We start from the raw sequence: 13399 nt of genomic DNA, 5'->3' as shown, positions 1-13399 counted from the left end.
AACCGACAATGGCTGACGGCCCAGCATCTCCCGCCGATCTCGCTGGACACTCCAGCGCGCCCGACACCGACGAAACGCTCACCAAGGCGCTGGATGGGCTTTCAAAAGCGATCGATGCCGGCAATTTCGAGCGTATGCGCTGGGCGCGGGACGAAGCGCCGAAGCTTGTCCGGCTGGTGGAACTTGTCAAAGGCGTGGTCGAGAACCGTAGCGATATCGACATCAATGAAGAAGGCGGCGAAGGCAACACCAAGCGTTTCGTAATCAAGGTCCACGGAATGCGGGTCGCCGCGCTTGCTATTGCGCTCGACAAAGGGCGCGCAATTGCTGCCATCGGCCCTATCGAACGCAGCGAGTTCAAGGTCGCCAATGGCGATCCTGTCCATACCAAATACGAGAATGTTGACGCAGCCTGGATGGCCTCGACGCTTTCGGCGCTGGTGACACGCATCGGCAGCTGACGCACGGGCTTTCGCATCCTCGGCATCGACAATCCGGCCTGTTTGACCTAGAAGATTCGATCAGCCTCCGAGGGAGTGAGTGAAGTGACCAAGCGCAACCGCTGAGCGGACATCCTGAAACGATGGGCAGATATGCCTGCGGAATCATTTCTACCCCCTGAGGTACTATGCAAAAATTGAATGGAATGACGTGCGTCGTAACTGGCGGCGCGCAAGGTATTGGCCGTGCCACTTGCAAGGCATTTGTCGAGGAAGGCGCACACGTCGTCCTGACGGACATCGACGAAGACGCCGGCCAGAACGCGGCAGACGCTCTGGGCTGCACCTTTCACAAGCTCGATGTGCGTGAAGAAGGCGATTGGGATGCACTTGCCCGCGCGTTCCCGCAGATCGATGTGCTGTTCAACAATGCCGGTGTGACCGGCTTTGAAGACAGCCTTGGTCCGCATGATCCGGAGAACGCATCGCTCGCCGATTGGCGTGCTGTCAACGCGGTCAACATGGACGGCACGTTCCTTGGCTGTCGCTATGCGATTGGTGCGATGAAGGCGAAGGGCGAAGGCGCAATCATCAACATGTCCTCCCGCTCGGGCCTTGTCGGTATCCCCGGCGCAGCCGCCTATGCCGCTTCCAAGGCAGCGATCCGCAACCATTCCAAATCCGTGGCGCTCTATTGTGCGCAGCAGGGATGGAAGATCCGCTGTAACTCGATCCACCCGGCCGCAATCCTGACCGGTATCTGGGAGCCAATGCTGGGCGACGGACCGGACCGTGAAGAGAAGATGGCGGCTCTGGTAGCCGACACCCCGCTCAAGCGGTTCGGCACGGTTGAGGAAGTCGCCGCGCTGTGCGTCTTCCTTGCGTCCGCCGAAAGCGGTTACATGACCGGGACCGAGCTCACTCTGGATGGCGGTTTGCTGGCCGGATCGGCAGCGTCACCGGGATCCTGAGGTCGCAGGTTCGCCCATGATCGGCGGGGCGTCGCTCACCGGCGGCGCCCACCCGATTGTCTCGGTCACCCGCACTTCACCCGCCGCCCCGCGCAGCGACAGGGTCAGCTGTTCGGCGTCCCAATCGATTTCGACCAGCCCGAAATTCTCCTCCGAGATGAAGTCGGTAATGCGGCGCGGATCAGGCTCGCGTGCCGTGTTGCGCTCGGTACTGTTGAACGCGAGATTGAGCGAGGAGCTGGTCAGCTCCCACAATTGCTCGCCGGCAGCCAGCGGCGTGTCGGTATAGATGCCGCCGGCGTGGCGATCACCTGACAGGATTACCAACCCGCTATCCGCGCGCGCACCCAGCATTTTGTAGAGCTTGGCCCGTTCCAGCGGCAGCTGTTCCCAGCTTTCATAATCATGCGCATCGGTCAGCACCTGGATCGAGCTGACCAGGATGCGGAGGTCCGCAGGTTTGGCCAGTTCTTGTTCCAGCCACGCCCATTGCGCCTGGCCCAGCATGGTCTTGCCCGCATCCTGGCTGGGCACATACGGCCCCAATGGCGGGCGTTCTTCGCGGAACGGCATGCGTTCGAAATCGGCCCGGAAGAAGCGCGTATCGAGCATGATCAGCTGGACCCGGCGACCTGCATTGCCGAAAACCTTGCTTTCATAAATGCCCGGGCGCGCCTTTACCTCTTCCGACGAGTCCCAGAATGTTTCGTAGATATCCTCGGCGAAACCGCGAAATGCGAAATTGCCGCCGCCATCGTTGAAGCCGAAATCGTGATCATCCCACGAAACCATCATCGGAATGGTCGAACGGAATTGGATAAACTCGGGATGGCTCGCCTGTTTCGCATAGGCCTCACGCAAAGTCGTCAGCGCCGCATCCCCCGACCACGTCTGGTCGCCATAGATATTGTCGCCGATGAACAGGAACATGTCCGGGTTGGTTGCCGCGATCTGGTCCCACATATGCTGGCTGCGCGACTGGTGGTTGCAGCTGCCAAAGGCGATCCGGGTGATCGTCGCGACATTGGATGGCAGGGGCGCACCGACCGGGGCCGTCGGCATGGCGACACTATCCTTGATGCTCGCATAGTAGCCTTCGAGGAAGGCGTCGGGGCCGACCGTCACTTGGGCATCCTGGGCCATGGCCGGTGCAGCCAAGGCCAGCGGAAGGGCAGCAAATATCGAGCGCATCGCAGGGAACTCCTCAAGTGGCGGCGAAAACACCGCATGAGTGACCCCATAAAGTGACAAGAATTTGACGCAAGGTCGCCCGGCCCGATTGACAGGGCGACCTTGCATCGAGGGATCAGAAGCGGAACCGCAATCCGGCCAGGCCAGAGACGGTTTCATAGCGGCCCGAAACATCGGCGTTGAACGCACTGTTGCCGCCGGCAACGAAGGTGCGTTCGAAATCCAGGCCCGACACGCGCTGGTAACGCACGCGCGCCTCCAGATCGATCTTGTCAGTCAGACGGAAGCTGACACCCGCATTGCTGTGCAGCACCAACCCGGTGTCACTGCCCTGCACTCCGAAAGTCGGCGCATTTGCAACGCCATTATTGGGGAAATAGCCGACATTGGCGTCGACATCGGCGATCCCGATACCGCCACCCCAGAATGGAACGACACGCTGATCGTCCTTCAGGCGCAGTTCGGAGCGGTAGTTGATGGTGAAGGTGTTGACGTCGATGTCACCTTCGAAGGTCTGGTTGCCACCATTGAAGGCACCGCCGGATACATCGGGGCTGGCATAGCTGTATTCCAGTTCCACACTCGGCTGGAAGACACCGAACAGGCGCTTGGGAATCTGATAGCCGACCGCACCGGCAAAGGTGAAGTCGTCATCGAAGCCAACCGCGACATTGGCCGGAGCACCAGCAACACCGGGCGACGGCGCGACAGGAGCCTGGATCCCTTCGAAGGTCTCGTCGCTTGGCGAGGTAACACCAGCATTGAGCGTGACATAGAACCCGCCCTCGGGCTCGAAGCGCTCGTCGCCGCCGTCCTGGGCGAAGGCTGCGGTGGGGAGGAGGATCGCCGCGCCGGTGGCGAGCAGAAGCGAGAAAATCTGGGTTGTGGCAATACGCATGGGGGAATTCCTTGAATGAAACTGATCGTGCTGCGCATCGGGGTTCTTGGGGGTGATGCGCGGTCAGGCTCGGTTTCGGATGGAATTCGCTATCGGTTACGGCCAACTACAAATCGGTTTGATCGATAATTCTATATAGCAAGATCGGAAAAGTCGGTCAGTGCCGCATCGCGCAGGCCGCGCCACACATTGCGCGCCTGCACTGTCTCGGCGACATCGTGCACCCGCAGCAGATGCGCGCCGGCATCCATGCCCGCCATCGCCAGCGCCACACTGCCGCCCAGCCGCTGCTCGACCGGAGCCTCGTTGCTGAGCGCACCGATCATCCGCTTGCGGCTGGCCCCCAGCAGGACCGGATGGCCCAGCGCATGGAACAGCGGCAGCGCATTGATCAGTGCCGTGTTGTCGGCCAGTGTCTTGCCGAAACCGAGACCGGGATCGAGCATGATGCGATCCGCAGAAATGCCCGCCTGCACCGCCGCATCGCGCCGCGCCTTGAGCTGGTCAAACACGTCGAACACGACGCTGGCATAATCGCCGCCCTCATGCAGATCCTGCCCGCTTCCGGGCGCATGCATCAAGATCACCGGGCATCCGCGCGCCGCGACCAACTCAGCACTGCGCGGATCATATTGCAGGGCGGACACATCGTTGACGATACCCGCGCCCGTATCCAGCGCCGCCTCCATCACACCGGCACGGCGGCTGTCGATGCTGACCGCAGCGCCCATTGCGGCACAATATTGTACCGCGGGCAGGATGCGCTCGATCTCCTGATCCTCGAACACGGCCTGCGCGCCAGGCTTGGTGCTTTCCCCGCCGATGTCGATAATCGAGGCCCCTGCCTCCAGCATCGCGGCGGCCTGTGCCTTGCCGACTTCGGGATCGTCGAGGAACTTGCCACCATCGGAGAAACTGTCGGGCGTGACATTGAGGATGCCCATCACCTGCGGCTGGTCGAGCCGCACGGTGCGTTCGCCCAGCGACAGCGGCGGATGCGCCACTGTAAGGTTGGCCCACTGCGTCTCCGCCTCCGCCCCCACGCTGTCGGGCAATTCACCCAGCACCTGCGCGATATGCTCGGGCGAGCAGGTCCATCTTTCCGCCACCTGGCCATCCCGGCGCAGGATCACAGCAAAGCGATGCGCATAGACCATGCTCCCCGCCAACCGGATCGCATCCCCCTCCTCCGCCTGCGGACCCGGCACAAAGCCAATCGGGCGGATGTAGATCGATTCGGTCGTCATAGGGGCACGCACCTGCGTTTGTTGGGAGACATGGACCGCATGGACCACTGTCCTGGGGTGAAAAAGCCAGAGGGTGCGTGTCGCCTTTTGTGGGGCGGATTGGAAGGGGCGTGGGTGTGCATTTGCACGGGTGTATCGTCGGGTGTGGGGGTGTAGGAGAGTGTGGAAGGATCAATTGGGCGAGCAGAATTCTTGCACAGGAAGACAACACGTTTCAGGTAAGCCAACTGGACAGCCACTTCGCTCTGACGCTACTTTCTTCGAATGGAGATCAGCCCCAAACTTCAGCATCTTACCAATGAAGAAATCGAAAACCTGGTTCGAGAGTACTATAAGTCGGGACTCTCAAATGTTGAGTTGATTGAGCGCTATAACATTTCCGTTAACCCAAGCCGATTGGTCAGCCTCTTTCCCCCGCTAGTTCATGATGACCTGCTCTGCCCGTACTGTTCGGACGAGCCTATGATTTCCAGACGACCGAGTAAGAGCAGCCATCACGATCCATCGCCCGAATGCCCAAGTTGCGGCCATAAGCAAGTCAGAAATTGCTACTGTCAGAATTGTCGCGACAAACAAGAATGGGAGCGAAAAAGGTTCGATGAAATCAAGCGAGAGATAATTCGTGAGGATTATGGTCGAGACTATGCACGTCGCGACCTAAGCGAGCTCACACTGCGTGACGCAGTCTACGTTTCTGCATTGGCGCGCTATGCAACAAGCGAAGACCTGAAATTTGCAACGCCTTATGAAATGCACTCTCCTCCGCTCGCTCCGACCCACGGCCACGTGCGAAGCATTGTTCGCCATCTCTACCGCGAAGACCTGATCGGCGTGGACACTGAAAGTTCAATTGAGGCATTTGTATTCGACGACGAGCTCACCCGTGCGCCGGAGTATTATCCCGCCAAGGTTGATTGGCATTTTTTGCCAGCCATCGAAGAAGACCATAAACGTGCATTTCTCAATGAGCTCGCCGAACTCATTGACGCAAAATGGAAGCAAGAATGGCTGGATGACATCGCGGGCTTGTGGCGCGAAATTGTGAAGGAAGAAGCCCTCGAGTACTATTTTCACCTGTTGGAGCAGCGGGATTATCAGATAGATGCTATTGGAGAGAAAACACACACTGTATTCGATTTTCTAATAGAAAGATTTCCTCTTTCAAAAATCTACAATCTGACTTGGCAAGCAGTTCGCGACGTTACTGATTACAATGTCAAAGAGGGAATTCCACGATATCGTGGCAAGAATAACTTTGTGGGCGCAATCCAAAGAAAAGCAGAAAGGTTCATCGCTCAGGGATGGGACTTGCGAGACTCAAGACGGGATTTCAATTGTCCCCAATCAGTGATTAGCGCGGTGTTCTTCAACACATTCCTCAGACGCGGCGACGAAGGATTTACGAGCCTACCACCACAAGAATAGCACTCATCAATCCTCCACGGCCAGCAGGTACAACTGCCGCGCGGCGTCCAGCTGCTTCACCACGCCCTCATCCTCGTAGTGCCAGAAGGTCCAGCCGTTGCAGCTGGGGGCGCCTTGCAGATCTTTGCCGAGGCCGTGGATTGAACCGGTCTGCTTCCCACATTCGAGCGAGCCATCGGCCCGCACAGTCGCGACCCAGCGGCGTTTCTTGTCGAACACTTCGGTGCCGGGCTTGAGGAAGCCGGCCTCCACCAGCGCGCCGAACGCCACCTTCGGCGCGGCGCGCTTGCTTTGCATGATTTTGAGCGCGCTTTCGTCAAGCGGCAGTTCCTTGTCGATCCGCTTCTGCGCCACGCCGCGATAGAAATCCTCGCGCTCGCAGCCGATCCATTCGCGGCCCAGACGCTTGGCCACTGCGCCGGTGGTGCCGGTGCCGAAAAACGGATCGACCACCACGTCGCCTTTCTCGGTCGTCGCCAGCAGCACGCGATAGAGCAGTGCCTCCGGCTTTTGCGTCGGATGCGCTTTCTGGCCGTTTTCCTTCAGCCGTTCGCCGCCGTTGCAAATCGGGATGACCCAGTCGCTGCGCATCTGCAGCTCGTCATTAAGCGTTTTCATCGCGTTGTAATTGAACTGGTACTTCGCCTTCTCGCCCTGGCTCGCCCACAGCAGCGTCTCGTGCGCATTGGTGAAGCGGGTGCCGCGGAAATTGGGCATCGGGTTGGTCTTGCGCCAGACGATATCGTTGAGGATCCAGAAGCCGAGATCCTGCAGGATCGCGCCGACGCGGTAGATATTGTGATAGCTGCCGATCACCCACAGCGCGCCATCCGGCTTGAGAATGCGCTTGGCTTCGGTCAGCCAATTGCGTGTGAAATCGTCATAAATCTTGAAGCTGTCGAACTGGTCCCAGTCATTGGTGACCGCATCGACATGGCTGCCATCCGGGCGGTTGAGATCGCCGCCAAGCTGGAGATTATAGGGCGGATCGGCGAAGACGAGGTCGACGCTGGCGTCGGGCAGGCTGCGCATGGCCTCGATGCAATCGCCGGACAGGATCTGCCCCAGAGGCAACGCCTCTTTGGGCACCGCAACCGGCTTTGCCTTGCGCGCAGTGCGCTGTTTCGTGGTCTCCACGACCCCCATACCATCTTCCCCATTTGCAGACTTATCCACAGGGTGAGTCCATCGGGACTCCACGTCAAGCAGGGATTATCGATCAGCTATGGTTAACAGGCAGTAACCTTAGTCGGAACAAAAAGAGTCCCGCACAAGATGTTGAGTCTGCACCGTTTACCCAGACTCGATATGATGGGGTGTGACATTGAGGACTCGCGCCCGCAGCTTTTTCTAGACGAACTGCCCCGCCATGGTTGCGGTGAAGCCCAGCAGCAACACTGCGCCCAGGATCCGGCCGATCCGCTGCCCGCGAGCGAGCAGCGCCCAGATCAGGACCGCGGTGCCGATCACCAGCGGCAATTCCACATCCACCAGTTCGAACGGGATCGGGACCGGAGCGATCATCATGGTCGCCCCGCCGATCAGAAGAATGTTGTAGATGTTCGACCCCACGACATTGCCAATCGCCAGGCCCGGCTTGCCCCGGAACGCCGCCGCAGCCGATGCCGCCAGTTCCGGCAGCGAGGTGCCGATGGCAACGATGGTGAGGCCGATCACGGTCTCGCTCAGCCCTGCCAGCCTGGCAATGTCGATCGCGCCGCCGACCAGTGACTGGCCACCCAGCACCAGCGCCACCAATCCACCCGCAGTCAGGCCAATCGACAGCCCGAGATGCGGCATCGGAATGCCCTCTTCCTCGTGATCCGCGATTTGCGGGTGGCTATACCGCCAAGCGATATAGGCGAGCAGCAAGCCGAGCAGGCCGGCACCGATCCAGAACATGCCGAACTGGAAGAATGCAATCAGCCACAGCAGAACAGATACGCCCAGTGCGATCGCGGCATCACGTTTGCCAATGCCGGTCACCACAATCGGCGCGATCAGCGCGGTCGCGCCCAGGATCAGCAGCGAGTTGGCGAGGTTGGACCCGGCAATATTGCCCCATGCGATCTCGGGCGAGCCCATCAGGGCGGCCTCTACGCTGGCGACCATTTCCGGCATCGAGGTGGCAAAGCCGACAATCACCAGCCCGGTCAGCAGGTTCGATATGCCCAGCTTGCGCGCGATGCCCACGGCACCGCGCACCAGCAGTTCACCGCCCAAGGCCAGCCCAAGCAGCCCCAGGACAATCGCAATGATCGCTTCAGTCATGCAGCGCGCTTGGCCGACAGCTTGAGGATTGTCACCCCGGCAATTGCTGAAATCAACGAGCCAGAGAGCACGCCCAGCTTGACCGCGGCAATCTGGTCAGGGTCCATGAAGGCAAGGTTGCCGATAAACAGGCTCATGGTGAAGCCGATCCCGGCGATCAGCGACAGGCCCCAGACCTGCGGCCAGTTGATCGATTCCGGCAATTGAGCAAAGCCGCTCTTCACCGCCACCCAGGCAAAGCCGAGGATACCGATCTGCTTGCCCACGATCAGGCCCAACGCAATGCCCAGCGGCAGCGGGGCCAGCAGGGCGGCAGGCTCGACACCGTCGAACGAAACGCCGGCATTTGCGAGTGCGAAAATCGGCACCACCAGGAAGGCGACCCAGCTATGCAGCGCATGTTCCATATGCTCGAGCACCTGGTTCCCTTTGCGATCCACCATCGGCACCGTCATCGCCAGCGCAACACCGGCCAGTGTCGCATGGACGCCGGATTTCAGGACGAAGAACCACAAGGCAATGCCCAGCACGACATAAGGAATGGAAGAACCGACCTTCGCCCGTCCGAAGGCGCTGAGGACCAGCAACACGATGGCTGCAGCACCCAGCATCGCGAGCTCGACGCCAGGCGTGTAGAAGATGGCGATGATGGCAATCGCAGCAATGTCGTCAATCACGGCAATCGCGAGCAGCAAGGCCTTGAGCGCAACCGGCACACGCTTGCCCAGCAGGGCGAGAATGCCCAGTGCAAACGCAATATCTGTCGCAGCCGGAATGGCCCAGCCGTCAATATTCTCCGGCGAACTCCAGTTGATGGCGACAAAGACCAGAGCTGGCAGCACAATGCCACCTAGCGCAGCAATCAGCGGCAGGGAGGCCTGTTTCCAGCTCGACAACTGGCCGGTCAGCACTTCGCGCTTCACTTCCAGCCCGACGAGGAAGAAGAACAGCGCCATCAACCCGTCATTGATCCACAGCAAAGCCGGCTTCTCGATGCCCGAACCACCGACAGTCAGGGCGATCTCTGTCGCCAGCACGGCAAAATAGGCATCGGCTGCGCCACTATTGGCAAGCACGAGGGCCAGGACTGCGGCAACCATCAAGACGATGCCACCGGCGCTTTCCTGTCTCAGAAAGTCGCGCAGCGACTGGGCGGCAGTAGCCAGCATCGGATTCTCCGGAAATACGAAATGTGGAGGGTGCCCCTACCCGAAAAGGGTGCGGCGCGCGAGCCCGGGAGGGGATGGGAAGGGTTAGGCTTCGCGCGCCGCAGGTTCACCCGTTCAGGGAGGAACGGGGTTCGGGGTTCAAACGAGCGATCCGGTCTTTCAAGTTCAGCCGGATTCGCTTCAGGGTCTTCAGATCGTCCTGCTTGCCCAGCGCCTTGGTCGTATCGATCAACCGATCAAGGCGACGGTGACGCCGACGCAAACGATCAAGATGGTTGGACATAAAACTCTCCTCAGGTGGTCTGTTACCCCTGCAAAGCCGATCTGGCGGTTTGGTGCCGATAATCCCAATTGAAAGAATGCAAGCGTTTCGATAGATAGAATCTATCATGCCTACGATCCGTCAATTGGAATATCTCGTCGCGCTCGATGATCTTGGCCATTTTGGCCGGGCCGCTGCGCGCTGTCATGTCAGCCAGCCCACGCTGAGCCAGCAGCTCCGCCAGCTGGAACAGCGCCTTGGAGTCACCCTGGTCGAGCGGGGATCGCCCCCGGGGATGACCCCGACCGGGCGCGAAATTGCTGCACGGGCGCGGCGCGTGCTGACCGAAGTCAACGATATCCGCCAATTGGCGCAAAGCAGCCAGGGCGGCATGGCGGGCACGATCCGGTTCGGCATCACCCCGACGTTGGGGCCGTATCTGATGCCCACCGCCATCGTGCGTCTGCACCGCGAATTTCCCGACCTGAGGCTCTATATCCGCGAAGGCATTCCGGACCAGCAACTGGCCGATCTGGCCCGGGGCGAAATTGACATGATGCTGTGCCCCCTGCCCGTGACCGAGCCGGCCCTGCAGGTCGAGCCGCTATTTCGCGAGCCGATCCACCTGATTGCGGCGCCGGACCATGCCCTGTCGATCAAATCCAATCCGGCAGCCCGCGATTTCGCAGGCGAACCGTTTTTGAGCATCGATCCGGCCCACCATTTCCACCGTCAGGCCGAGGCCATTTGTGCCGATCTGGGTGCGCAATTGCTGCGCGACTACCAGGGCACCAGCCTCGACAGCCTGCGCCAGATGGCCGGATCAGGCCTGGGCCTGGCCTTGTTGCCCGAACTCTATCTGCGCGCAGAAACCGGCGGATCAGACATGGTCAAGAAATTGCAGGTGTCTGACTGGTCGGCATCGCGATCCATCGCGGCTGTGTGGCGCGAACGGACCGCCTTTGCCGATACGTATCGCCGTATCTCCGACCTGATTGCAGACGAAGCACGCACCATTCTGGAAATACCGGCAGGCTAGATCAGCGAAAGCTGGGCCACCGGGGCAAAGCTGCGGCGGTGCAGCGGTGTCGGCCCGTGCAGCCGCAAAGCCGCCATATGCTCGCGAGAGCCGTAACCCTTGTTGCGGTCCCAGCCATATTGCGGATGTTCCTTGGCCGCAGCCACCATCATCCGGTCACGCCATTCCTTGGCAACAATGCTGGCGGCCGAGATGCATGGTTCGATCCCGTCGCCACCGATGATCGGGCGGCCATCCCAGCGCCATTGGTCACAGCGGCCCTGCGGCGTGAGATTGCCATCGATCAGCACATGACGGGGATCGTGGCCCAGCACGGCCGCCAGTTGCGCAACCGCCTGCGTCATTGCCAGCATCGTCGCGCCCAATATATTGAGTGTATCGATCTGGTCGACATCGACTACGCCTACGCCCCAGCCGCAATGTTCCTGCACCATGATGTCGAGCGCACCGCGTTTCTTCGCCGACAGTTTCTTGGAATCGTCGAGCCCGCTTGCCAGTTCGTCGGGCAGAGGCTTGCACAGCACGACCGCCGCTGCCACCACAGGCCCTGCAAGCGGGCCGCGCCCGGCCTCGTCTACGCCAAAGATCAAATCATCCGGCGCAATGTCGGACCCGAATGACGGTTGAGGAGTTCCAGCAAGCATGACCCAGACCAACAGCAAATATATCGCCCTTCTATCCCTCCCGGCCATCGCGCTCGCAAGTTGCGGTTCGACCAATTCGGGGGATACCCAATCAGCGTCAGCCGATGTCAGCATCGCGACCGAGGCGATGGGCGAATTTGACCGCCCGTGGGCAATTGCCTTCGCACCCGGCACCAAGACGGTGTTCCTGACCGAAAAGGCGGGCACGATGAAATTCGTCGATACCGCCACCGGTCGCACCGGCACGGTCACCGGCGTTCCCGAAGTCGATTACGGCGGCCAGGGCGGCTTTGGCGATGTGGCCTTCCTGCCGTCCGAAGCGTCTGACACGCTTGACCGTCGAACGATCTATCTGAGCTGGGCCGAGGCCGGTGACGGCGATACGCGCGGCGCAGTTGTAGGGCGCGGCACGCTGATCTGCGAAGAAGCCGACGCTTGCCGTATCGAAGGCCTCGACGTGATTTGGCGCCAGGCCCCCAAGGTGACCGGGCGGGGCCACTATTCGCACAAGATCGCATTCTCTCCCGACGAGCAATATCTGTTCATCGCTAGCGGTGATCGCCAGAAGCTGGAGCCTGCCCAAGACAATTCGAACACGCTGGGCACTGTGGTGCGCCTCAACCTTGATGGCACCCCGGCAGCCGGCAATCCCTTCGCGGACCAGGCTGCACCAACCAACCAGATCTGGTCCTATGGCCATCGCAATGTCTTGGGCCTGCAATTCGCGCCCGACGGGAGCCTGTGGGATCTCGAGCATGGCCCTGCTGGCGGCGACGAGCTCAACCGTGTCGAAATGGGCGTGAATTATGGCTGGCCAACGGTTTCGGACGGTGACCATTACAATGGCGATCCCATTCCAGACCACAATACGCGGCCTGAATTCCGCACCGCCGCGATTGGGTGGACCCCGGTCATCGCGCCGGGCGACTTCATTTTCTACACTGGCGACACATTTGCCGGTTGGAAGGGTGACGTGCTGGCTGCGGGCCTGAGCAGCAACGCCATCATCCATGTCACGATCGATGGCGACAAGGCCACCGAGGTCGCGCGGCATGATTTTGGCGCACGCCTGCGTGACATTGCGCAGGGGCCGGACGGCAATGTCTGGGTGATCGAGGATGGTGAAGGCGGCAAGCTGATCAAGGTCAGCCCCGCCGCCTGACCTGTGGTCAGCCCTGATCGGGCAAGCTGGAACAGGGTGTGCCCAATCGAATGTATATCGACACGGGCCCCCTGCCCCACTAACCGCCGCGCCGGATGGCGACGATCATACCCCTCGATGCGGTTGACCCCGCTCTGATCGAGCAATTGCTCGATGCGGCCTTCGGTGAAGACCGTCGGGCGCGCACAGCCTATCGCATTCGCGAAAATTGCCACTGGCTGGAAGGGCTGAGCTTTGCCGTGCTGGACGACGAGGATTTCCTCGCCGGAACGATCCAATTGTGGCCAGTGGCGCTGGCGACCCCGGATGGGCGCGGCCACCCGCTGATCATGGTCGGTCCGGTGGCCGTCCTGCCCGATCTCCAGAACGAAGGTTACGGCAAAGCGTTGATGGGGGCGGCCCTGGGGGCGGTCGAGGCTATGGCTGGAGATGGGAACGCACCCTTGCCGCAGGTCATGATCGGCGATCCTGACTATTACGGGCGGTGGGGTTTCAATGCCGATCACACCGGCAACTGGCACTGCCCCGGCCCGTTCGAGCAGGATCGCCTGCTGCTGCGTTGCGAAAATCCCGGCATCCTGCCCGATGAGGGCATGCTGGGTCCGTGGGCGGGGTAGCGAGGCCGGATAACAGACTTCAGGACCCGTTGAGCCTGCCTGCGCATTCTGCCATGCGGTGGC

14 protein-coding genes are annotated in these 13399 nt (G+C 60.6%); 6 read left to right on the top strand and 8 right to left on the bottom strand.

What is annotated here, in order from left to right:
• Positions 1–8 precede the first annotated feature (8 nt).
• Both ABD653_RS13520 and ABD653_RS13515 read left to right on the top strand, forming a co-directional pair.
• Positions 9–461, top strand: coding sequence for a hypothetical protein (locus tag ABD653_RS13520; RefSeq protein WP_160779160.1), 453 nt, complete (start codon positions 9–11; stop codon positions 459–461).
• Positions 462–628: 167 nt separating this feature from the next.
• Positions 629–1411 (top strand): SDR family oxidoreductase, encoded by a 783-nt coding sequence (locus ABD653_RS13515; RefSeq protein ID WP_160779159.1) that lies wholly within the window; start codon positions 629–631, stop codon positions 1409–1411.
• Here the strand turns inward: ABD653_RS13515 and ABD653_RS13510 are convergent.
• The 3 genes from ABD653_RS13510 to folP form a co-directional block, all read right to left on the bottom strand.
• Positions 1397–2602, bottom strand: coding sequence for an alkaline phosphatase D family protein (locus ABD653_RS13510; RefSeq protein WP_160779158.1), 1206 nt, complete (start codon positions 2600–2602; stop codon positions 1397–1399). The two genes, ABD653_RS13515 and ABD653_RS13510, sit on opposite strands and share 15 nt — an antisense overlap.
• Before the next feature lie 115 nt (positions 2603–2717).
• Positions 2718–3500, bottom strand: a complete 783-nt coding sequence (locus ABD653_RS13505) for an outer membrane protein (protein WP_160779157.1) — start codon at positions 3498–3500, stop codon at positions 2718–2720.
• 131 nt (positions 3501–3631) lie between these two features.
• Positions 3632–4747 carry a dihydropteroate synthase gene (gene folP, locus ABD653_RS13500; RefSeq protein ID WP_160779156.1) on the bottom strand — a complete coding sequence of 372 codons (1116 nt, stop codon included), beginning with the start codon at positions 4745–4747 and terminating at the stop codon, positions 3632–3634.
• A gap of 264 nt (positions 4748–5011) precedes the next feature.
• Between folP and ABD653_RS13495 the strand changes: the two genes are divergently transcribed.
• A complete protein-coding gene (locus ABD653_RS13495) occupies positions 5012–6172 on the top strand; it encodes a hypothetical protein (protein ID WP_160779155.1) in 1161 nt (386 codons plus the stop codon).
• A 6-nt stretch (positions 6173–6178) separates the two neighbouring features.
• Here ABD653_RS13495 and ABD653_RS13490 read toward each other — a convergent pair whose 3' ends face one another.
• From ABD653_RS13490 to ABD653_RS13475, 4 genes are all read right to left on the bottom strand, one after another.
• A complete protein-coding gene (locus ABD653_RS13490) occupies positions 6179–7318 on the bottom strand; it encodes a site-specific DNA-methyltransferase (protein WP_160780398.1) in 1140 nt (379 codons plus the stop codon).
• 204 nt (positions 7319–7522) lie between these two features.
• Positions 7523–8443, bottom strand: coding sequence for a sodium:calcium antiporter (locus ABD653_RS13485; protein WP_160779154.1), 921 nt, complete (start codon positions 8441–8443; stop codon positions 7523–7525).
• Positions 8440–9612 carry a Na+/H+ antiporter NhaA gene (nhaA, locus tag ABD653_RS13480; RefSeq protein ID WP_160779153.1) on the bottom strand — a complete coding sequence of 391 codons (1173 nt, stop codon included), beginning with the start codon at positions 9610–9612 and terminating at the stop codon, positions 8440–8442. Before nhaA ends, ABD653_RS13485 begins: the two co-directional genes overlap by 4 nt.
• Positions 9613–9718: 106 nt before the next feature.
• Positions 9719–9895 (bottom strand): DUF465 domain-containing protein, encoded by a 177-nt coding sequence (locus ABD653_RS13475; protein ID WP_160779152.1) that lies wholly within the window; start codon positions 9893–9895, stop codon positions 9719–9721.
• A 106-nt stretch (positions 9896–10001) separates the two neighbouring features.
• On the opposite strand from ABD653_RS13475, the gene ABD653_RS13470 reads away from it, so the two are divergent.
• On the top strand, positions 10002–10913 hold the full coding sequence (locus ABD653_RS13470; protein WP_160779151.1) for a hydrogen peroxide-inducible genes activator: 912 nt from the start codon (positions 10002–10004) through the stop codon (positions 10911–10913).
• Here ABD653_RS13470 and ABD653_RS13465 read toward each other — a convergent pair.
• Complete coding sequence (locus ABD653_RS13465; RefSeq protein WP_160780397.1) at positions 10910–11557, bottom strand: ribonuclease HII; 648 nt, start codon at positions 11555–11557, stop codon at positions 10910–10912. The two genes, ABD653_RS13470 and ABD653_RS13465, sit on opposite strands and share 4 nt — an antisense overlap.
• Here ABD653_RS13465 and ABD653_RS13460 point away from each other — a divergent pair.
• Positions 11556–12719, top strand: a complete 1164-nt coding sequence (locus tag ABD653_RS13460) for a PQQ-dependent sugar dehydrogenase (RefSeq protein ID WP_160779150.1) — start codon at positions 11556–11558, stop codon at positions 12717–12719. The two genes, ABD653_RS13465 and ABD653_RS13460, sit on opposite strands and share 2 nt — an antisense overlap.
• 95 nt (positions 12720–12814) lie before the next feature.
• Entirely contained in the window at positions 12815–13336 is a 522-nt protein-coding gene (locus ABD653_RS13455; protein ID WP_160779149.1) for a GNAT family N-acetyltransferase, read from the top strand.
• Positions 13337–13399: the final 63 nt, after the last annotated feature.

Source organism: Parerythrobacter jejuensis, assembly GCF_039536765.1.
In the GTDB taxonomy this organism is placed as follows: Bacteria; Pseudomonadota; Alphaproteobacteria; order Sphingomonadales; family Sphingomonadaceae; genus Parerythrobacter; species Parerythrobacter jejuensis.
This window is presented reverse-complemented; position numbering and strand designations above follow the sequence as displayed.